At 50.7% G+C, this 19,152-nt stretch carries 21 protein-coding genes and 1 tRNA gene; 18 read left to right on the top strand and 4 right to left on the bottom strand.

The window, feature by feature from the left end:
* Window positions 1-14: 14 nt before the first annotated feature.
* From J2Z70_RS25020 to J2Z70_RS25000, 5 genes are all read left to right on the top strand, one after another.
* On the top strand, window positions 15-929 hold the full coding sequence (locus J2Z70_RS25020) for a carbohydrate ABC transporter permease (protein ID WP_051478340.1): 915 nt from the start codon (window positions 15-17) through the stop codon (window positions 927-929).
* A 3-nt stretch (window positions 930-932) separates the two neighbouring features.
* Window positions 933-1,772 (top strand): carbohydrate ABC transporter permease, encoded by an 840-nt coding sequence (locus J2Z70_RS25015; protein ID WP_209877698.1) that lies wholly within the window; start codon window positions 933-935, stop codon window positions 1,770-1,772.
* 36 nt (window positions 1,773-1,808) lie between these two features.
* Window positions 1,809-3,125 carry an ABC transporter substrate-binding protein gene (locus J2Z70_RS25010; RefSeq protein ID WP_425355128.1) on the top strand — a complete coding sequence of 439 codons (1,317 nt, stop codon included), beginning with the start codon at window positions 1,809-1,811 and terminating at the stop codon, window positions 3,123-3,125.
* Window positions 3,126-3,203: 78 nt separating this feature from the next.
* A complete protein-coding gene (locus J2Z70_RS25005) occupies window positions 3,204-4,853 on the top strand; it encodes an MGH1-like glycoside hydrolase domain-containing protein (protein WP_209877693.1) in 1,650 nt (549 codons plus the stop codon).
* Window positions 4,854-4,893: 40 nt separating this feature from the next.
* Window positions 4,894-5,814, top strand: coding sequence for a glycoside hydrolase family 43 protein (locus J2Z70_RS25000; RefSeq protein ID WP_245368504.1), 921 nt, complete (start codon window positions 4,894-4,896; stop codon window positions 5,812-5,814).
* Window positions 5,815-6,262: 448 nt separating this feature from the next.
* Here J2Z70_RS25000 and J2Z70_RS24995 read toward each other — a convergent pair whose 3' ends face one another.
* On the bottom strand, window positions 6,263-7,537 hold the full coding sequence (locus J2Z70_RS24995; protein ID WP_209877691.1) for a hypothetical protein: 1,275 nt from the start codon (window positions 7,535-7,537) through the stop codon (window positions 6,263-6,265).
* A gap of 170 nt (window positions 7,538-7,707) precedes the next feature.
* Here J2Z70_RS24995 and J2Z70_RS24990 point away from each other — a divergent pair, with 170 nt between their 5' ends.
* The 7 genes from J2Z70_RS24990 (at window position 7,708) to J2Z70_RS24960 (ending at window position 11,278) form a co-directional block, all read left to right on the top strand.
* On the top strand, window positions 7,708-7,917 hold the full coding sequence (locus J2Z70_RS24990) for a hypothetical protein (protein WP_245368509.1): 210 nt from the start codon (window positions 7,708-7,710) through the stop codon (window positions 7,915-7,917).
* 83 nt (window positions 7,918-8,000) lie between these two features.
* Window positions 8,001-8,672, top strand: a complete 672-nt coding sequence (locus J2Z70_RS24985) for a stalk domain-containing protein (RefSeq protein ID WP_036729545.1) — start codon at window positions 8,001-8,003, stop codon at window positions 8,670-8,672.
* Between the two features lie 184 nt (window positions 8,673-8,856).
* On the top strand, window positions 8,857-9,402 hold the full coding sequence (locus J2Z70_RS24980; RefSeq protein ID WP_209877689.1) for a hypothetical protein: 546 nt from the start codon (window positions 8,857-8,859) through the stop codon (window positions 9,400-9,402).
* A 182-nt stretch (window positions 9,403-9,584) separates the two neighbouring features.
* Window positions 9,585-10,208 carry a hypothetical protein gene (locus J2Z70_RS24975; RefSeq protein WP_155991628.1) on the top strand — a complete coding sequence of 208 codons (624 nt, stop codon included), beginning with the start codon at window positions 9,585-9,587 and terminating at the stop codon, window positions 10,206-10,208.
* Window positions 10,201-10,728, top strand: a complete 528-nt coding sequence (locus tag J2Z70_RS24970; RefSeq protein ID WP_209877686.1) for an accessory gene regulator ArgB-like protein — start codon at window positions 10,201-10,203, stop codon at window positions 10,726-10,728. The genes J2Z70_RS24975 and J2Z70_RS24970 overlap by 8 nt, the downstream gene beginning before the upstream one ends.
* 2 nt (window positions 10,729-10,730) lie before the next feature.
* Complete coding sequence (locus tag J2Z70_RS34035; protein ID WP_081751311.1) at window positions 10,731-10,865, top strand: cyclic lactone autoinducer peptide; 135 nt, start codon at window positions 10,731-10,733, stop codon at window positions 10,863-10,865.
* Window positions 10,866-10,882: 17 nt separating this feature from the next.
* Window positions 10,883-11,278 (top strand): LytTR family transcriptional regulator DNA-binding domain-containing protein, encoded by a 396-nt coding sequence (locus tag J2Z70_RS24960; RefSeq protein ID WP_209877684.1) that lies wholly within the window; start codon window positions 10,883-10,885, stop codon window positions 11,276-11,278.
* 84 nt (window positions 11,279-11,362) lie between these two features.
* Here the strand turns inward: J2Z70_RS24960 and J2Z70_RS24955 are convergent, their stop codons facing one another.
* Complete coding sequence (locus J2Z70_RS24955) at window positions 11,363-11,893, bottom strand: GNAT family N-acetyltransferase (RefSeq protein WP_209877682.1); 531 nt, start codon at window positions 11,891-11,893, stop codon at window positions 11,363-11,365.
* Window positions 11,894-12,170: 277 nt separating this feature from the next.
* Between J2Z70_RS24955 and J2Z70_RS24950 the strand changes: the two genes are divergently transcribed.
* The 3 genes from J2Z70_RS24950 to J2Z70_RS24940 all read left to right on the top strand — a co-directional run bounded on the left by J2Z70_RS24950 (window position 12,171) and on the right by J2Z70_RS24940 (window position 14,498).
* The gene (locus J2Z70_RS24950; protein WP_209877679.1) at window positions 12,171-12,743 is read left to right on the top strand and encodes a hypothetical protein; all 573 of its coding nucleotides are present in this window, start codon (window positions 12,171-12,173) and stop codon (window positions 12,741-12,743) included.
* 185 nt (window positions 12,744-12,928) lie between these two features.
* The gene (locus tag J2Z70_RS24945) at window positions 12,929-13,471 is read left to right on the top strand and encodes a hypothetical protein (protein WP_209877677.1); all 543 of its coding nucleotides are present in this window, start codon (window positions 12,929-12,931) and stop codon (window positions 13,469-13,471) included.
* Between the two features lie 130 nt (window positions 13,472-13,601).
* Window positions 13,602-14,498 carry an Rpn family recombination-promoting nuclease/putative transposase gene (locus J2Z70_RS24940; protein WP_209877675.1) on the top strand — a complete coding sequence of 299 codons (897 nt, stop codon included), beginning with the start codon at window positions 13,602-13,604 and terminating at the stop codon, window positions 14,496-14,498.
* Between the two features lie 151 nt (window positions 14,499-14,649).
* Here the strand turns inward: J2Z70_RS24940 and J2Z70_RS24935 are convergent.
* A tRNA-Val gene (locus J2Z70_RS24935) sits at window positions 14,650-14,721 on the bottom strand.
* A gap of 195 nt (window positions 14,722-14,916) precedes the next feature.
* On the opposite strand from J2Z70_RS24935, the gene J2Z70_RS24930 reads away from it, so the two are divergent.
* The 3 genes from J2Z70_RS24930 (at window position 14,917) to J2Z70_RS24920 (ending at window position 17,288) form a co-directional block, all read left to right on the top strand.
* Window positions 14,917-15,339 (top strand): NUDIX hydrolase, encoded by a 423-nt coding sequence (locus tag J2Z70_RS24930; protein WP_209877673.1) that lies wholly within the window; start codon window positions 14,917-14,919, stop codon window positions 15,337-15,339.
* A gap of 32 nt (window positions 15,340-15,371) precedes the next feature.
* A complete protein-coding gene (locus J2Z70_RS24925; protein WP_209877671.1) occupies window positions 15,372-16,181 on the top strand; it encodes a helix-turn-helix transcriptional regulator in 810 nt (269 codons plus the stop codon).
* A gap of 153 nt (window positions 16,182-16,334) precedes the next feature.
* Complete coding sequence (locus J2Z70_RS24920) at window positions 16,335-17,288, top strand: aldo/keto reductase (protein WP_209877669.1); 954 nt, start codon at window positions 16,335-16,337, stop codon at window positions 17,286-17,288.
* A gap of 41 nt (window positions 17,289-17,329) precedes the next feature.
* Here J2Z70_RS24920 and metG read toward each other — a convergent pair whose 3' ends face one another.
* Window positions 17,330-19,048: a methionine--tRNA ligase gene (gene metG, locus J2Z70_RS24915; protein ID WP_209877667.1), complete on the bottom strand. Its 1,719-nt coding sequence runs from the start codon at window positions 19,046-19,048 to the stop codon at window positions 17,330-17,332.
* Between the last annotated feature and the right edge of the window lie 104 nt (window positions 19,049-19,152).

Genomic DNA, 19,152 nt, shown 5'->3' with positions numbered 1-19,152 from the left:
AGGAGAAGGCGCATATGAAGACAGCACACAGATCGGCGATGTGGAGAAGGAGCGGTACCGCTTACCTGTTCCTGCTTCCCTGGCTGATCGGCTTTTTCGGACTGACACTCGGGCCTATGCTGGGCTCCTTGTATCTGTCCCTGACCAAGTACGACCTGCTCAATGCCCCGCGGTGGCTGGGCCTGAACAATTACAGGCACATCTTCACGGCAGACGAATACTTCTACAAGTCTCTTACCGTGACGTTCAAGTACGTGCTATTCTCTGTTCCGCTCAAAATGGCCTTTGCCCTCCTGGTCGCCATCGTCCTGAACAAAGGCATCCGGGCGCTGGGCATCTACAGAACGGTGTATTACATTCCGTCCCTGCTGGGAGGAAGTGTGGCAATCGCCATCGTCTGGCGGCAGATTTTCGACGGGGAAGGGCTGATTAATCACTTCCTGGCCTGGTTTGGGATCGAAGGCCCGTCCTGGATTGCCCATCCCAGCTATATTCTCTCGACCATCGTCACGTTGTCCGTCTGGCAGTTCGGCTCCGCCATGGTCATCTTCCTGGCCGGCATTAAGCAGATTCCTGCGGACCTGTACGAAGCGGCGCAGGTGGACGGAGCCGGGAAGCTGCGCCAGTTCGGCCGGATTACGCTGCCGATGCTCTCACCGGTGATCTTTTTTAACCTGGTCATGGGGATTATCAATTCCTTTCAGGTGTTCACTCCGGGATATGTCATTGGAGACGGGCGCGGCGGTCCGGTGAATTCCACCCTGTTCTACACGCTGTATCTGTATCTCAAAGGCTTCTCCTTCTTCGATATGGGGTATGCCGCCGCTCTGGCCTGGATCATGCTGATCATCATCGGCCTGTTCACCTCCATAGTGTTCGTGACCTCCAAATTCTGGGTGTTCTACGGCGACGGAAAGGACGGGCGATAATTCATGACAGACGACAAAATGATCTTTAGGCTCGGCAAGCATGGCGTCATTATTCTGTTCGGGCTGCTGATGCTGTATCCGGTGCTGTGGCTGTTGTCCAGCTCCTTCAAGCCGAATGCGCTGATCTTTTCGGAACCGGGGCTGTGGCCGGGGAAATTTACGCTGGAGAACTACGTGAACGGATGGAAGGGGCTGCAGGGCATCTCGTTTAGCCGCTTTTTCCTCAATTCTGCCACGATCTCTGTACTGTCGGTCATCGGCAACATACTGACCTGCTCGCTGGCGGCTTATGCGTTCGCCCGGCTGGAGTTCCGCTTCAAAAGTGTGCTGTTTGCCTGCATGCTGGTGACCATTATGCTGCCTTACCATGTCGTGCTGATTCCGCAATATATTATTTTCAGCAAGCTGGAGTGGGTCAACACCTATTTGCCGCTGATCGTGCCGAAATGGCTGGCGCATGACTCGTTCTTCATTCTGCTGATGATCCAGTTCATCCGCGGCATCCCGAAGGAGCTGGACGAGAGTGCCACGATTGACGGCTGCGGCCAGGGCCAGCTGTACTTCCGGATCATTATTCCGCTGCTGGTTCCGGCGCTGATTACAACTGCGATCTTCACCTTCATCTGGTCGTGGGATGATTTCTTCAGCCAGATGATCTACCTCAGCCGGATCAATCTGTTCACCGTGCAACTGGGCATACGCTCGCTCTATGATCCTTCGGGCTCCTCCGACTGGGGCGCGCTGCTGGCGATGTCGGTGCTGTCACTGGTGCCGATTATGACGATCTTCATGCTCTTCCAAAAGCACTTCCTGGAGGGCATCGCCACGACCGGCCTGAAATGAGCAAGCGATTACAATTATTCTTGGGGGGATATGTTTATGAAGAAAAGCTTAGGTCTTACGCTGAGTGTCCTGCTGCTGGCAGCCACAACCGCCTGCTCGGGCGGCAATAACGGTAAGCCTGCGGCGGCCGGCAACTCCGGCGGTGCCGGAGCAGCGGATCAGGTGGAGCTGCGGATTATGTGGTGGGGCGACCAGAAGCGCGCGGATAAGACGAACGAGGCGCTGCGTGCCTTCGAGTCGAAGCACCCGAACATTAAGGTGGTCGGGGAGTTTGCTCCGAACTCCGGGTATTTCGACAAGCTGAACACCCAGCTCGCTTCCGGCACAGCGCCTGATGTGTTTTTCCTGGGAGGGAACGTAACTGATTACGCCGCTAAAAGTGTGCTGCTAGACTTACAGCCCTATGTCGGCCAAGAGCTGGACCTGACGGATATGGACCAGACGATGGTGGAATACGGAACGCTGGGAGGCAAGCTGGTGCATATCTCTGCCGGGGCGAACGCCCGGGGGATGGTGCTCAATACAGAGCTGTTCAAAAAGGCTGGAATGGAGGTTCCGGCAGACGGCTGGAGCTGGGAAGATTACGCCCGCATCAGCAAGGAAATCTCCGATAAGCTGGGCAAGGGTTATTACGGCACCTACAACTTTACTGTTGAGGGGATGGACATCTATATGAAGCAGCGCGGCAAGCAGGTCTATGATATGGAGAAGGACGCGCTGGGCTTCGGCCAGCAGGATGCAGAGGAGTGGTTCAACTACTGGTACGGGATCACTAAGAACGGCGGAATGGTCACTCCATCCCTGCAGGTATCCAATCCTCCGGGAGACACAAGTAAATCCCTGGTCGTTACCGGCAAGGTGGCGATGAGCCTGATTCCGTCCAACCAGTTCGCCGCTCATCAGAATCTGACTCAAGATAAGCTGACCATGATTCAGGTGCCGCGCGGGCCGAAGGGAACGGGGGTTGTCTTTGAATCCAGCCAAGGCTTGTCCGGTTATGCCAAGACCAAGCATCCGAAGGAGGTCGCGGAGCTGATGAACTTCTGGATCAATGATCCCGATGCCGCGCAGATTCTGGGCAGTGACCGCGGCGTGCCGGTGACCTCCAAGATGCGTGACCTGCTGATGAAGGAGGCTACGCCGCTGGAACAGACCGTATACGACTTCACCAGCCGGGTATCGGAAGCGACGAAGAAGGAACCGTTTGCCGTCAGCTATAACCCGCCGAATTTCACCGAATTCACCAAGCTGGCGGAGACCGCTGTACAGGAGATCGGTTTTGAGCAAAAGGATGTCAAGCAAGGGGTAGAGGATTTCTATACAGGCGCGACGCAGTTATTCGGAGCCAAGTAGTCATATCCCGGAAGCAGGCTGCCCCCGGCAGTCTGCTTCTCTGTCTGGAGAGTAACTAAAGTTACAGGAGGGAATGGAATGACGGGTAGTGTACTGGAGAGACTGCGGGGGATAGCAGTGGACGACCGGATCGGAGTGCTTAAGAAAGCGGCGGACCGGGATTCACTGGAGGAGTGGAAGCGATCGGGCGTGGCCTTCGCGGCTTCATCGGAGAATATGGAGAATGTCTATTACACTGCGCTGCACAAGCTGCCGGACTGTATTGTACCGATGGACGGAGGCGGACTTGTGCTGCATGAAGGCGGGGTCTATCTCGGGAGCTGGCTGGAGAGCACGGGCACGATCAGCGCTGAACGGCTGTCGCGGTTCATGCCGGAGGTGGCGGGAGCGACCTTCCGGCTGTTCGCCGATCAGCAGCGGCAGGATGGGCTGATGCCCTACAAGGTGACGCCTGCGGGACCGGCCTACCGGCAGATTCAGATGGTGACTCCGCTGGCCCGCAGCGTCTGGAATTATTATCTTGAGAACGGGCGGGACAAGAGCTTCCTTAGCGCCATGTACCAGGCGATGAGCCGGTTCGACCGTTGGCTGCATATGCACCGCAACACTAGAGGGACCGGCTGCGTGGAAGCGTTCTGCACGTTCGATACCGGGCATGATCTGTCCCCTCGCTTCTGGCATAGCCCGGATACGCCCCATCTGGAGGATGCGGCGCAGTTCAACCCGGATTCGCCGCTGCTGCCTTTTCTGGCTCCGGATTTAACGGCCAATGTCTACTGCCAGCGGCTCTATCTCTCCAAGATGGCAGAGGAGCTTGGCGGGAGCGGGGACGAATGGCGTGCCCGGGCAGCGGCAAGCAGCCACAGCCTGTTCAGCCATTGTTATGACGAAGAGGATGAATTCTTCTATGACCGGGATCGCGGGGACCGATTCGTCCGTGTACAATCCGATGTCCTGCTGCGTGTGCTGGCCTGCGAGGTGGGGGACGGGGCGTTTTTTGCGTCAGCCCTCCGCCGTTACCTGCTGAATACGAGCAAGTTCTTCGCCAAATATCCCTTCACCTCCATTGCGATGGATGATCCCAGATTCGACCCCTTCTCCAGCTATAACACCTGGGGAGGCTCGTCGAACTTCCTCAGCCTCATCCGTGCACCGCATGCCTTCGAGCAGCACGGGCGTTATGTTGAGCTGACCTGGGTGATCCTGCCGATCCTGGCAGCGTGCTCGCGGATGACCCGGTTCGGGCAGACGTTAAGCCCATGGACCGGGGAAGAGGGCTATACGGAATCCTATTCACCGGCGATTCTCTGCCTGCTGGATTATATGGAACGGCTATGCGGAATTATGCCGGTAGCCGGGGATGAGCTGTGGTTCACCGGTCTGCTTCCCTATGACATGGATCACGGCCGTGAGCCCGTCCATGAGACCGGATACCGCCGGACCGTGGACGGCGCTGTCTTCGAGCTGATTACTACGCGTGAGCGCTCTGTAATCTACCGCAATGAAGAGGAGTATATGACCTTTCCGTTTGGAGTACGTGTAGTCTTGGACCGATCCGGACAACTGTTGCGGCTAATCGGCATGAGTGTCCGCCGGATCGAAGGGAATCTGTGTTATGAGGGCCAGACGCTCCCGTTCACCATCAAGGGCAACGAGCAACTGGCGTATACAGACGGCAAATTCGTCAGCATCAGCGATATCGGAGTGGTATTGCCGGAATACAGGTAGATCAGGAAGAGTATAAGAGCGAAGTGAGGAGAGGGTCTAAATGAACCACCCGATGAGAACGACAACGAATAGCGAGCTGCAGATCAGAGATCCGTATGTCCTTCCGCTGGCCGGAGAGGGGCAGGAGGCAGGCACCTATTATCTATATGGCAGCACGGACAGCAATATCTGGGGCCCGGGCACGGGGTTCAACGCCTACACCGGCACAGATCTGGAGCACTGGGATGGCCCGTTCCCGGTCTTCCGGCCGGAACCGGATTTCTATGCGGAGCGGAATTTCTGGGCACCGGAGGTCTATGGTTATGGCGGCAATTACATCATGTTCGCCACCTTCCGGCGCAAGGACAATGATCTGCTGGGCACCGCCGTTCTGATATCGCTGCATCCGCTGGGTCCGTTCATCCCGCATAGTGAGGGGCCGGTGACTCCGCAAGAGTGGAGTTCACTGGACGGAACGCTGTATGTGGACCGGCAGGGCCAGCCGTGGATGGTCTTCTGCCATGAGTGGCAGAAGACCGGGAACGGCGAGGTCTGCGCCATGCGGCTAACAGAGGACCTGCGGAGTGCCGCTGGGGAACCTGTTGTTCTGTTCCGGGCATCCGAAGCCCCGTGGACCACTCCGTTTGAATCCAAGCGTTATGCGAATCAGCTTAATTATGTCACGGACGGGCCGTTCCTGTTCCGGTCAAGCGACGACGATGCATTATATCTGCTGTGGGCCAGCTTCATTAATAATACCTACGCGCTGGGTATCGCCCGTTCCGGGAGCGGAGAGATAACCGGACCCTGGCTTCATCAGGAGCAAGCGCTCTACCAGCAGGACGGCGGGCACGCCATGGTCTTCCGCACGTTCAGCGGTCAGCTGATGCTAGCCATCCACACGCCGAATCAGACGCCTGATGAACGGCCGGTGTTTGTGGAGCTGGAGGAGCAGGACGGTGAGATGAGAGTGAAGGCGTAGGCACTTACGCGGGCAGGCGGGCAGGGGGAGGGCAAATCTGCGGGTAACTAGTCTGCGAGGAATCAGCGGCGGTTCAGCAACAAATCATCAACGAGGCAAGAACATCACTCTCCCTGCGATTTAGGCTCTAAATGTAATTTGTACAACTAAAATGGGCAAATATTGCGCAGGGAGAGCTTTAGTTGCACTCTGTACACTTATAAGTTACTCTCATGGCGGGAAAGAGCGTTTTCCTCAAATTTAGCTGTACAGAATACAACTATCCCTGCGCGCCAGCCAATTCGCCGTCATTTAGCTGTACAAAATACAACTATCTTCCAAACGCTGCCCATTCCCAGGTGAAGTTTGATTTGCACTATCGGAGTAACCTAAGCCTGTAAACGAACAAAACGATTGCCCTCCTTTAAAGAGTGGCAATCGTTTTTGGGTGCAGGTAAACTGCGGAAGCTTATTCGATATCAATGCTCCATTGTCCGTCTGCTTCCACGGAAAAGACATAAATTCCGTCGGTGTCGATTTTTTCAGCGGTAGAGCCGGAATAGTTGCCGATTTCATTCACCAGCGCGCTATCATTCAATCTGACGATAAAGTTCGATTCACCTGTATGCTTGGATGTGAAGCGGGTCAGCTTGCTTTGCAGCCTTGCGAACACAACATCATTACCCTTACCGGACAACTTAACCGGTGCACTCTTGATATTGTCAGGAATGCTCTGCTTGATGTCCACCTTCCAGGAGCTATCCGACTCTACCTTCAGCATATACTTCCCGTCTTCGGGAATCACCACTAAAGACTTGCCCTTGTATGGTCCAATCTCATTTACAATATATTCTTTGAAATCTCCGGTTTCATTATATATGTGGATAATAAAGTTAGAATCCCCGTTGTCTGTTGCCTCAATTATGGCGATCCCGCTGTTCAAATAAAAGAACTCTGTAGCCTGGTCCTTTTTCCCTTTGAGATGTATAACTTCGTCCTTTGCTGGCGCTGGCGTAGCGGCTGCAGATGTGGCTGAACTAGGTATCCCTTGGTATAACGGCAGCAGCTCAGCGTATAGCTTTTCAACAGTTGCCTTGTCATCCTTTTGAATGGCATTGGCCATTTCCTTGTATTTGCTTTGATTTTCCTTAATTATAAAATCCACGCTACTGAGAAAATATGCTGAAATATCATCTTTAATTTCTTGGGTAATCTCCTTTTCCAGATAGCTTTTGGCTAAATTAAGTCCTCTTGATCCAAACTCCTGGTCTGCTTCTACATAGGTCATATCCGTATCTTCGCCAGAGGTTATATCCGTTGGAGCGGGTGTAGGTGTGGGATCCGGGTAGCGGCTGGCAACGGAAGCAGGTAGAACTCCACCAATCTTTGTGAAAAGCTTCTTTACATTTTGCACATCATTTTTCTCAATAGAGTCAGCAATCTCCAGGTAAGTGAAGGTATTCTCTTTATCCTCCCGGGCCTTAATCCGGATGTTATTGGCGATTTCTTTGGACGACTCAATATTCCATGAATTAGTACCGAAGTTCTCTAGGTATTCCTGCGTCTTATCTTTCACTGAGAAGTTCTTCAGCTCTGGAGCTGGAGTAGGAGAAGCAGTCGGAGCAGCAGAAGGAGTCGCCGTTGCAGCTTGAGTAACCTCAGCAGACCCGCCACATCCGCTCAATATCACAGGTGAAGCTAGAAGAGCAAAAGCTAAAATCATTTTGGATAATTTTTCGTACATGAGTAATTTCCCCCAAATGTTTAATCATACTTAGCCAGTATAGCAAAATTGGATTATTTCTACAGTGAAATTTAATAGAACTTTGCATTCCTTACACAAACGTGCCAAACTTGTTATGATTAGGATATAGACTTTTATCATGTTGAATTAGGGGGATGTAAGCTGTGTATATGACAGGTTTTGGGTCCTTGCTCGCTGGAGGGTTCAGTATTTTTGCTCTTTTACTCTGGTTGACTTGTCTGGGAATGGGGATATATTTATTTGTGCTGGTGGTGAAGCTTGCCCGCAGGGGAATCATTGCGCTGGATTTGTACAATCACTCCAAAAATCTGGAGATACGCGAACGTTACGAAGCGGCTCACCGGAGAGATGAGTTCTGAATGATTGCATCTGATGGCAGGATTTATTATACTCCCAATAAGGAATATTCAAATTTGTTATAAATGGAGAGGAGTATGATCGAATGAAGAAGAAAATGACTGCTGCACTGACTGCATTTGCCGTACTTGGAGGAATGGGCACAGGTGTGTACGCCGGAGCCAACCTGCAGGAGATCAAGGCATATCTCAATCCAAGCATCAAATTCAAGATGAACGGCCAGCCCGTACAGCTTAAGAATGGCAGCGGTGCGGTGGTTGCCCCAATTTCCTATAAGGACACAACGTATCTGCCGGTCCGTTCCGTATCCGATCTGCTGGGAGTTACCGTTAAGTTCGATGCTGCAACCAACACCATATCTCTGGGGGAGCAGACAGCGGGCGTACCAATCGCTACAGGTTTTGACGACATGTATCACACCAAAGATCCGGGCAAGACGGTCTTCAAGGACAAGGATTACAAGGATGTCTTCTTCGATAACGCCAGTGGTGACCGCGGCACTTCATTCATGCTCCACCCGAACAAAAAATATCAGAAGCTTTATCTCCAGGTAGCCGCGATCGGCGGAGAGATTAAAGACTTCGCGGTACAAGACAGCGACACCAATACTGTGTTGAAGAAGCAGACCATTGACCCGGCCAGCGGGCTTACTACCATCGAAGTGGATATTGCCGGAGTAAGCAGCCTGTATGTCAACGGAGATGTGAAGGATGGAACCTCGGTCTTCGTTCCGCTTACGACATCGTATTATAAATAAATTCTGAACTTATACATCATTCACGAATGACCCGGGAGCCTTGGCTTCCGGGCTTTTTTTTGTCTATTCGTTGTTTTGAGGAAAAAGAAAATGGGTACTATCCGGTAAGCCGGTGAATCTAACTGGCCATGTAACTTTCAATGAATTGACGAGGAGTGAGAAGATGTACACCAAAAAGCTAATAATGTCCTTATCCTTGACGTTGTCCCTATTGGCCCTCAGTGCCTGCGGTAATGCTGAGGATAAGCCGTCCACCGAATCGATGCAGACCACTGCACCTGCAACAGAGACTGTGCAGACTCCAGCGCCGACAACAGAGGCCGAACAGACTCCAGCACCAACGACAGAGCCGGAGCAGACCCCTGAGGCGACGGCCGGAAGTAACGAGACGGCTGCCGGATCTGCGGACCTGCCGAAATACCTGCCGGAGGACTTCCCGATGCCGGAGAATGTAACGGAGACCATTCTTTCGAATGCGGAGGAGAATGAGGGCAAGAAGACGGCATTGCTGATTTTTAGAACAACGGATAGTATGGAATCGGTAACGAAGCTCTATGATGATTATCTGGCTTCCAAGCTGGGCGATCAGTCCGTGAAGACTATCGATCCCAAGAACCTGATCATTCAAGGCAAGACCAAGGACGATAAGCAGAGCTGGTCAATCATTGGCGGTCCGCTTGCGTCCCAGGAGGGAACCGTGGAGGTTAACGTCATTTGGTCTGAAATTTAGTACGGACAGCCAAGCTGCTGTACACAGAGGAACATCCGTTGAGGCTCGATTCAGAGCGGCCAACGGATGTTTTTTTGATTTAATAAAAAGTGTCGAATTTTGTAATTAAGTAGTATACGTCAGGTGCGGCGGGGATATATAATTAATCTTGTGAACGAAAATTAGTCAGGCGGTGTTATGGTTTGTCGTGGGAACCTGTAGGATTTATGTTTTTCTCAACGATAGAGACGCTTGCGCTCTATTATCTGATTATGTCTCTCTATAGATTCAAGTGGAGATGGTACATCTGGCAGGCTTTATTTGTCATCTTGCTGAACAATCTGCAAAGCTATCTGTTACGCAATGAACTGGGCATGTCGAATGTTGCACCACTTGTTTTAATCTTGATTTTTATCTTCTTCTTCGCTGCGGTGGTGAGGATGCCGCTCATTCTATCCATCATCGCAACAATATCAGGATTTGCTATTTTTGCCGGGATTCAGACGCTGCTCACCCTGCTCATGTTCGGATCTATATCGAATATTGGTAGTACCGCGAACGGATATTTTCTGCAGGTAGCGACTGCGGCAGCGGTGTTCGGTATTTTTGGGCTTCTGTACCGCAAAGGCAAGGGCTTCACGTTCGACTTGGATAAACTCCGCTTTAAGATAGAAGATATCCTGCTGTCTCTGCTGATTTTCGGCTTCGTAATAGGGATTTCAGTGCTACTCTACTATAATGATATTCTGCTAAATGCCTTGATTTTCCTGGTGATGACTGTATTCCTTCTATATTATTCCACCCGGAGGGAGCGGGAAGATGCTTGAATTCATGTCCGGCAAGCTGGCATTTACGATTAAAAATATCGTACCTGAGCACCCGGCATCTTACGCTGTCCTGAAATTTGCTATTAGCGTAGTGCTTAATGTGGTGTTTATTATTGGGCTGACGCTGGTAGTATCCCTGTTGACGGGCAGGACAAGTGAAGCTCTGCAGATTCTGATCTCCTTTGCCGTATTACGTCAGGTGTCGGGTGGGGTCCATCTAAAGTCTGGTATAGCCTGTGTCTTGTTTACGGTAAGCTTGTTCACAGTACTGTCCTTCGTGGAGCTTAGCTTCTTCTACGTTATGTTATTGAATGCAGCGAGTCTGTTAATAGTTCTGTGGCTGGCGCCCATTGGGATTGAACGACAGACCCGGATTCCGAGGCGGCACTGGCCTAAGCTGAGAATCGTGGCGTTACTGCTGGTAGCTGCCAATATCGTTATAGGCTCATCTGTTATCGCAGCCAGCTTTTTGGCACAATCCATCAGTCTGATTATAGCTAGAAGGGAGGTGAACATCTGACAATGAGAGCTTTGCAGCGCAAAGTAGTGTATAAGCTTGCTTCTGGTTTGTCCGCCTTGGCTGCCCTTATCGTGTTGGTTACAGCAAGTGTATTATACATTAATCAACCGGAGGTACCTGAAGAGTTACTTAAATAACATTGGAGTTGATCCCTTTGAGCACGATATCTGTTACTAGAGACACAGAGGGAAACACTGGTGTATTCTCACTCGATATTGAAAAAATAACTTTTATGGAATTTGAACGGACTATCTATCGGATCATTGTCCATACGTACGATCAGACCTTTTATACAGTAGGTACGCTGAAATATTGGCTTAATACCCTGGCCAGTTCAGGATATAATTTCGTTCTAGCAGATAGAAACACGTTAATTCAGGTTTCTAACATTATCCAGCTGGATAAGACGTTTCATATTGCTTATTTTGGGGAAGACCACAGAGGAGTCGAGCAAAAGTGTTTTCTGTCAGAGAAGGGCTATAAAGAAATTCTCAAATACGTAAAGACATCCGCATCGGATATTCAATTAGTGGAGCTGCCCCAGTGGTAGCTTTATTTTTTATGGTATATAAAATTAGGCTGACCCTGCGCAGTTCATTCTGTAGCGCTTGGGCCAGCCCTTGTTCAGGTTAGCTTAATCTGCAGCTAATCTGGAATACATACACAGATCAACGAAGCTTCCTTTGGACCGCTCACTCTGCCTCAGTGTTCCTTCCAGCGAAAAGTTTAATTTCTGCAGTACCTTAATAGAATTGATATTAGCAGGCTCCACCTTTGCTTCTATTCTATTGAAGCCCAGTGTATCAAACGCATAATCTATCAGTGCGCGAAGGGCTTCAGGCACATATCCTTTTCCCCAGCACTCGCGGCTAAGGTCATAACCGATCTCTGTCTTGGCATTGTCATAGTCCAGCGCATTGAAACCACAGGAGCCGATAATCCGGCCGGATTCTGCTTCCGTGATGGAATAGCGGATCGCCTGATTCTCGGTGGCTAACTTACCCAGCAGCTCAATCATTTCCACGGCCTGACTCTCATCCGTGAAGCTGCTGATATTCATGAACCGGGTGACTTCAGGATCGGACCAGATCGGGAACAAGCTGGCTGAATCGGCGGTGCGCATTTGTCTTAATACTAATCTCTCGGTTTGTAATTCTGTAATCATCAATAAGTTACCTCCATTAAATATATATGGTATTGGTGAGGTACAACTATTGATATCTGCGCATAGTTCAGTCCTTTCTGTGTGTAAGCTGCCTCTATTATATAGAATGCATGGGAGGAAGTTAAGATCGATTCAGGACCGTTTCAACAAATCTTCATAAAGAAGGGTACTTTGCTTGGTGGCGACTCCTAATCTATCAACATATCCTATGTATTGTGAGGACGAAGTTAACCTAGGGATTTCGTTCCTCGCAAATCTATTTTAGGAGGTATAGTTTATGCCACATAAACTATCGTCTACCCATCTGATCAACCAGGGAGATACTTCGATTTACTATCCAGGTACCTCTACCTCAGCTTTTACAGACTCTAATTTTTATAAAAAATGCGGGAAAACTGCAGCCGGTGGAGATATTAAGCAATATGGTTGTGCTATTTGCGCGCTTGGGATGTTTATTCTATACAAAGGCGGGTTGTCTAATACAACCAAATCCAATGTGTATTACGCCGTTGTTGAAGCCACAACGAAAGGGACTAATAATGCTGCTGATTTCACGGCCAGTGGATTCACTGCAAAAATCGGAAGTCAGAGCATAGGTGTAACGATTACTCCGATTGCTGACGTATCCGTGGAAGCTGAAAAAGGGAGTATATGCATGATGAGACTTAAGCAAGGCTCGAACTCTCATTATGTCATTGTGGACGGGCATAACTCCTCAGCTTCCAATTTTGATAAATATCTGGTGTGCGATCCTGACGGCGGCGTTCAAAAGACTCTGACAGCAACGATGCAGAAAAGAGGATTTTCGGTTAGTGCCTCTGTAATCACTGAGCGATATAAGCTTAGTTAAGGGGGTTACGGGAGAACTGGGTTGCTGTAGATTCATAACCCAAATCAAGGCTGTGTGAGATCGGTTTCTCACGCAGTCTTTTCTTTGTAAATTAAAGAGTATTCCTTTTAACTTTAAGCTGGTGCGAGCTGTTTCGTATTCCTCCTAACAAGGTAAACTTTAGATAAAAGGATCTGGAGGGTATTATGAGAAAAACGGTACTGGTAATGTTGTTCTTGTTCGTATTGACGGCTTGTGCGGATTCAAAGGACGGGGTAACCACCAAAGACTTAGCCATTCAAAAGGTGAACGATTATAAAGCCGTTGTTGAGTATGGAATGAGCCGTGCAGAAGTGGAAGAGGTATTGGGCAAGGGGGAGGATAAGGATATTGCGAATTCAGTCATGTATAGCTCTGGCGTGAGGATTATGTACCGGGAGGATAAAGTGGCAGGGATTACTCTGGCAGAGGAATCGAAAGATACATATGAAACCACTGGCGGTTTTAAAATTGGCATGTCTAAGGATGACTTCAAACAAATCTATGGCGATCAATATCTGAAGGATATGGAAAGGAACCTCGACTATGCTTACGATTCAATTAACAAGCGCTACTTGCAGGAAAAAGAATGGGTAGCAAAAGCGGAAGATGACACGAAAATATATGTAATTTCAGCCATGTTCAACGGTAAGGGTGAAGCAGACGCCGTTGTATTGGTGGATAAGCGAATGGCGATAACATTTAGGTAGAGGGGGGCTGAAAGATTAAACATGTTCTTGTATGTTTCATAGAGCTTAGGGGACAGAATAGCAGTATATGGAGCCCGAAAAGCTGGCCTTGTCTACAACGAGTAGTTCTGCCATGATATAATCAGTGTATATGATTGGAGTGATAATCGTGGAGTTACTCGACGCTCGGAATGACTTTATCTTCAAGAAAATTTTCGGCAGTGAGAATAACAAGGATGTCCTGCTGGCTTTCCTCAACAGTACCTTTATGGAAGCCGGCGAACCCCCGCTGACAGAAATTATATTAATGAATCCGTACACAGATAAGGATGCTCCAGCGGAGAAGCAGTCTATTCTGGACATCAAGGCCAAGACGGCTGAGGGCAAACGGATCAACATCGAAATGCAGCTGTTCAATCCATACAATATGGAGAAGCGGACGCTTTTCTACTGGAGTGAGATGTATTACCACCAAATTCAAAAAGGCGACGATTACAGTCAATTGAAGAAGTGTGTGACGATCAATATACTGAACTATTCCTGTCTGCCGAATGACCGCCATCATAATGTCTTTCGCCTTCGTGAAGATCATACCGGAATATCTCTTAACAATGATCTTGAGATACATGTGATGGAATTAACGAAGCTCGAGGAGCAGGCCGTTCCATTAACTAGTGGTCTGATCAACTGGCTATTATTCCTCAAGGGTGTTGAACAACCAAACTGGGAGGTGCTGACCATGAATGAACCGATGTTGAAAAAAGCAATGGATACGCTGGAGTTCCTGAGTCAGGATGCCGCTACAAGGATGGAGTATGAAGCCCGGATGAAGTATTTGCGTGATGAGGCATCACGGATGAATGGGGCTAAGGCTGAGGGGCGAGCTGAGGGACGAGCAGAAGGGCGAGCAGAGGGTGAACGAAAAAAGGCAGAGGCAATGGTGCGTGAACTTCTTGCTCTTGGAGTGGAAACCTCCATTATTGTTAGAGCCTCAGGCCTCTCAGAGCAAGAAGTTTTAAGCTTGAAATCACAAGTGGGAAGACACTGACCATGAATGAACCGATGAGAAAAAGAGAAACTGCTAGAAAGCTCTTGGCAATGGGGCACTGGAATTCAAAATTTAAAACTGTTGCAATGATAACAACGAAAAACGAAGCCGATCATAAGATCGGCTTCGTTTCTTTAAAACTCTCTATATATAGGACGGATGGGGTTCGAACCCATGACCCCTACCCTGTCAAGATAGTGCTCTCCCGCTGAGCTACCGTCCTGCAACGAAATTTATAATAACACAGGACGTAAGGGAATGGCAAGATATTTTTTACTATGATACAAATGATACCGTTAATCATAACTCTCCCACACCACCACAATGACAAAAACCCACGACACCCCATCCATAGTATATTACAATAATGGCGCTTCTCTGGAAGATTCTAACGAACTATAAAAGGTGGAATTCTATCATGATCGTAACATTGCATGAAGCGGAGTGCCCTGGGGTGAGTCTCAAGTATGTAGTGATTTTTATGAAGCAAGGGAACGATTGGGTGCTGGTGCGGCACCGTGAGCGGTCCACATGGGAATTTGCCGGCGGGCATATTGAGGCGGGTGAGAGTCCCGGGGAAGCTGCGGTAAGAGAGCTTTACGAAGAGACAGGTGCTGAAGAATATGAACTGCATCCGTTATGCATCTATTCGGTCAGTAGTGAAGAGCTGGCAGAGAGCTACGGGATGTTGTATTATGCAGATGTCAAAAGGTTCGGAAATTTGCCCCCGTACGAAATGGCGGAGCTTCGAAGCTTCAAGGAGCTGCCGCAGGCGGTGACATACCCGGGGATTTACCCCACGCTATATGCGAGAGTGTGTGAATATGTGAAGCATCTATGAATCCATCGTAATGCTGAAAGGAGGCCCAGCTCATGAGTTACGAGATTACGAGGTTTAGGCGTCTTGGCGACTACCTGAGATCACGCCGGGAACGTCTGCAGCCTGAAGCTGTAGGGATCAAGGAAACGAACAGTCAGCGCAGAACACCAGGGCTGCGCCGGGAGGAGGTTGCGGTTCTGGCTGGTCTCAGCAGCACCTATTATACTTGGCTGGAGCAGGGCAGGGAGGTTACCGCCTCCAGAGAGGTCATGGAGAGTCTAAGTCAGGCGCTGCGGTTGTCGGCAGATGAGCGTAAGCATCTGTTTGAGCTATGGAATCCGGGCTTGCCGGATACACTTGCTTCTATAGATACAGCCAGTCCGGAGCTGAATCCGCAGTGGCGGGATATTATCCGCCAATTGACTTATCCGTCTTTTATTACGAATGAGCGGTCTGAGGTACTGGCTTGGAATGATAAGGCGAGTGAAGTCCTTAGTGATTTCGGAGGTCTGTCTGCTTCAGAGCGCATTATGATGCGTCTTCTGTTCCTGGATATGGAGCTGCGCCGTCGGATGCGGAACTGGGAGGAGTTCGCAATCTATTCAGTAGGGGTGTACAGAACCTATTATGACATGAACCTGCACGATCCCTGGTACAAGGAGATGGTCGATCAGCTCATGGAGGACAGTGCGGATTTCGCTCAGATGTGGAAGCAGCACAATATTCAAGGCAAGAAGGTCAACCGTGTGGTCATAGAGAGTCTTGGCACGAGCCAGCCTGTAGTCTACGATATCAATTCGATGGCCAATCTGGCGGATCACCCGGGTCTGCATATTTGTATCTACACCCCTGTCTTAACCTAGCAGAGGATCACCTGAAGGCGCATATCTTACTGGTCTGCTGCTCCCTGGTAATGATCTTACTAGCATGAACGTACTGTGGCTGCTCCACGGCAGGACGGTTAGAATAAGGTCATGTTCATAAGATCTATTACAGGGACAAGAGGAGGCAACCATATGCACACAAGAACACTTGGGAACGAAGGGCTGATCGTATCGGCTCTGGGACTCGGAACGATGATGATGCCGGATAATGAAGAGTCTGTACGAACCATTCATGGCGCGCTTGACCTGGGCGTAACCCTGCTGGACACAGCGGATATCTACGGAGCTTTCGAGCAGCAGCGCTTCGGCGGCAATGAACGGCTTCTCGGACGGGCACTTAAGGGCCGGAGAGATCAGGCTGTGATTGCGACCAAATTCGGCATTACGCATACTCAGGGACCCAAGGGAGACCCGGCCTATATCAAAAAATCCGTAGATGCCAGCCTCTATCAACTCGGCACAGATTATATCGATCTGTACTATCAGCACCGTCCCGATCCGAACACGCCTATTGAGGAAACCGCCGGTACCCTGGCTGACCTCGTCAAGGAAGGGAAGATCCGTTATATCGGCTTATCCGAGGCTTCGCCTGAACTGATCCGCCGGGCACATGCGGTGCATCCGTTGACCGCCCTGCAGACAGAGTATTCGCTCTGGAGCCGGGAGGTGGAGGATGAGATTCTGCCGCTGGTCAAGGAGCTGGGCATCGGCTTCGTTCCTTATAGCCCGCTGGGCCGCGGTTTTCTGACTGGACAGATCAAGAGCTTCGATGATCTGCCGGAGGATGATTACCGCCGCCATTACCCTCGGTTCCAGGGAGAGAACTTCACCCGGAACCTGGAGGTCGTCTCGCTGATCGGGCAGATGGCGGCCGAGAAAGGCTACGCCCCGGCACAGCTAGCCCTGGCCTGGCTTCTAGCACAAGGAGATCAAATTGTACCGATTCCCGGCACGAAGCGGCTGGAGCGGTTACAAGAGAACCTCGGAGCGCTTCAGGTTACATTGACGACAGAGGATCTCGCCCGGATTGAGCGGATATCCCCGCAAGGTATTGCAGCCGGAGCACGTTACCCCGGCCAGAACTAAGTTATCACACAGAGCGGACAGCCGCTGTGTATTCATCAATATTAAGACCCCGGAGCGTTCTTGCCTTCGCCGCTTGCTTTCGTGAGCGGTATGAGAGGCAGGACGCTTTTGTCTTTCATCCGCTCTATTTCCTCCTCTATGCGCTCTACATCTATCCGCTCAAACAGTAATTCAAGCTCCAATATAGGCTGCTCTGCAAGGACGGATACCGGGTGCCATACGGGCTGTTCTATGGACAGGAAGCCTCTAATCTTCTCGCAGGAGAAGGGGAGGAACGGGTTCAGCAGGTTAGACAGATTGGCAATAATCTGAACACAGGTGTACAGCGTGTTAGCCCCGGCTGCAGGATCATGCTTGATCTGGAGCCACGGCTGCTGCTGATCGAAATACTTATTGGCCTGGCGGATATGCGAGAAGATGAATTCCAGGGCCTCCTTAAAGTGTCCGGCTTGGGTCAGCCTTCCTGCCTCCTTATACAGCTGGTCCAGACTGCTAACCCATGCTTCATCCAAGACTCCATCTGGAACGCTGCCCTTCCAGAACTTATTCACGAATACGAGGCTGCGGTTGACGAAATTGCCGAATGCGCCCAGCAGCTCGCTGTTATGGCTGTAGATGAACTCTCTCCAGGAGAAGTCGGCATCCCGCTTCTCGGGACCGTTCGCAGTCAGGAAATAACGGACCGAGTCCGGGTCATACCGGCTGAGAATATCCGGCACCCAGACCGCCCAGTTGCGGCTGGTGGAGAATTTCTGCCCCTCCAGGGTCAGATATTCAGAAGAGAAGATCCGGTCCGGCAGATGTAGTTCCTCAGCTCCAAGCAGGATAGCAGGCCAGATCAGGCTGTGAAAAGGAATATTATCCTTCCCATGCACATAGTAAGCGGTTATAGGCGGCTGCCCATCGTTATCTTGTGCGGACCCTACAGACCAGAAATCCTCCCAGCGGCCCCCCGTCTCGGCGGCCCATTGCTTGCTGGCCGACAGATAACCGCTGACCGCTTCGATCCAGACATAGATTTTTTTGTCTGCGAAGCCTGGGGTGGGGACATCCACGCCCCAGTCCAGATCGCGTGTTGCTGCGCGGTCCTGCAGGCCTTCCTGCAGATATCTGCGGGTTAGACGGACGGCATTGTCTCTCCAGCCCTGCGCTGAATCAGTATATTCTGTGAGTGCTTGCTGGAAGCTGGACAGCGACAGATAGTAATGCTGAGTAGAGCGCAGCACAGGCGTAGAGCCGCAGAGGGCGCATGTGCGCTCCAGCAGATCCACCGGATCGAGAATCGTTGAACAGTAATCGCATTGGTCTCCCCGGGCCTGCTGTCCGCATACCGGGCAGAGGCCATGAACATAACGGTCCGGCAAGAAGCGCTGGTCCTGCTCACAATAGCACTGGAGACCGGGTTTCTGGTACAGATACCCGTGATCCAGCAGCTTAAGGAACAGCTCCTGCACCGTATTGTGGTGATGTGCCTGATCGGTCCGGGTATACAAGTCATAAGTGAAGCCCAAGGCGCGGAAGCAAGCGGCGAACTCCTCATGATACCGGCTGGCGAATTCACCCGGGGCTACACCCTCCTGCGCCGCCTGTACAGCAACGGGGGTACCGTGACAGTCACTGCCGGATACATAGAGCACAGCGTCGCCTTTGGCACGGTGGTAGCGGGCCAGAATATCTCCCGGAAGAATGCTGGCGAGTCTGCCCAGATGCAGGGAGCCATTGGCATAAGGCCAAGCCCCTCCAATAAAAATGTTAGCCATATTTCTCTCCTCCTTAAATGATGTGAACGCAAAAAAGGCACTCATCCCCTAAAGGGACGAGAGCCTGTGCTCACGTGTTACCACCCAAATTCATCAATGCCTCG

Origin of the sequence: Paenibacillus silagei, assembly GCF_017874735.1 — a bacterium.
Taxonomy (GTDB): domain Bacteria; phylum Bacillota; class Bacilli; order Paenibacillales; family Paenibacillaceae; genus Paenibacillus_AQ; species Paenibacillus_AQ silagei.
The sequence above is the reverse complement of the archived record's forward strand: the minus strand, read 5'-3'. Positions and strand labels throughout refer to the sequence as shown.

Excerpts from the sequence above, each read along its gene's own strand:
- J2Z70_RS25020 (WP_051478340.1), top strand. The coding sequence starts at position 15 with ATGAAGACAGCACACAGATCGGCGATGTGGAGAAGGAGCGGTACCGCT.
- J2Z70_RS25015 (WP_209877698.1), top strand. The coding sequence starts at position 933 with ATGACAGACGACAAAATGATCTTTAGGCTCGGCAAGCATGGCGTCATT.
- J2Z70_RS25010 (WP_425355128.1), top strand. The coding sequence starts at position 1,809 with ATGAAGAAAAGCTTAGGTCTTACGCTGAGTGTCCTGCTGCTGGCAGCC.
- J2Z70_RS25005 (WP_209877693.1), top strand. The coding sequence starts at position 3,204 with ATGACGGGTAGTGTACTGGAGAGACTGCGGGGGATAGCAGTGGACGAC.
- J2Z70_RS25000 (WP_245368504.1), top strand. The coding sequence starts at position 4,894 with ATGAACCACCCGATGAGAACGACAACGAATAGCGAGCTGCAGATCAGA.
- J2Z70_RS24995 (WP_209877691.1), bottom strand. The coding sequence starts at position 7,537 with ATGTACGAAAAATTATCCAAAATGATTTTAGCTTTTGCTCTTCTAGCT.
- J2Z70_RS24990 (WP_245368509.1), top strand. The coding sequence starts at position 7,708 with ATGACAGGTTTTGGGTCCTTGCTCGCTGGAGGGTTCAGTATTTTTGCT.
- J2Z70_RS24985 (WP_036729545.1), top strand. The coding sequence starts at position 8,001 with ATGAAGAAGAAAATGACTGCTGCACTGACTGCATTTGCCGTACTTGGA.
- J2Z70_RS24980 (WP_209877689.1), top strand. The coding sequence starts at position 8,857 with ATGTCCTTATCCTTGACGTTGTCCCTATTGGCCCTCAGTGCCTGCGGT.
- J2Z70_RS24970 (WP_209877686.1), top strand. The coding sequence starts at position 10,201 with ATGCTTGAATTCATGTCCGGCAAGCTGGCATTTACGATTAAAAATATC.
- J2Z70_RS34035 (WP_081751311.1), top strand. The coding sequence starts at position 10,731 with ATGAGAGCTTTGCAGCGCAAAGTAGTGTATAAGCTTGCTTCTGGTTTG.
- J2Z70_RS24955 (WP_209877682.1), bottom strand. The coding sequence starts at position 11,893 with ATGATTACAGAATTACAAACCGAGAGATTAGTATTAAGACAAATGCGC.
- J2Z70_RS24950 (WP_209877679.1), top strand. The coding sequence starts at position 12,171 with ATGCCACATAAACTATCGTCTACCCATCTGATCAACCAGGGAGATACT.
- J2Z70_RS24945 (WP_209877677.1), top strand. The coding sequence starts at position 12,929 with ATGAGAAAAACGGTACTGGTAATGTTGTTCTTGTTCGTATTGACGGCT.
- J2Z70_RS24940 (WP_209877675.1), top strand. The coding sequence starts at position 13,602 with ATGATTGGAGTGATAATCGTGGAGTTACTCGACGCTCGGAATGACTTT.
- J2Z70_RS24930 (WP_209877673.1), top strand. The coding sequence starts at position 14,917 with ATGATCGTAACATTGCATGAAGCGGAGTGCCCTGGGGTGAGTCTCAAG.
- J2Z70_RS24925 (WP_209877671.1), top strand. The coding sequence starts at position 15,372 with ATGAGTTACGAGATTACGAGGTTTAGGCGTCTTGGCGACTACCTGAGA.
- J2Z70_RS24920 (WP_209877669.1), top strand. The coding sequence starts at position 16,335 with ATGCACACAAGAACACTTGGGAACGAAGGGCTGATCGTATCGGCTCTG.
- metG (WP_209877667.1), bottom strand. The coding sequence starts at position 19,048 with ATGGCTAACATTTTTATTGGAGGGGCTTGGCCTTATGCCAATGGCTCC.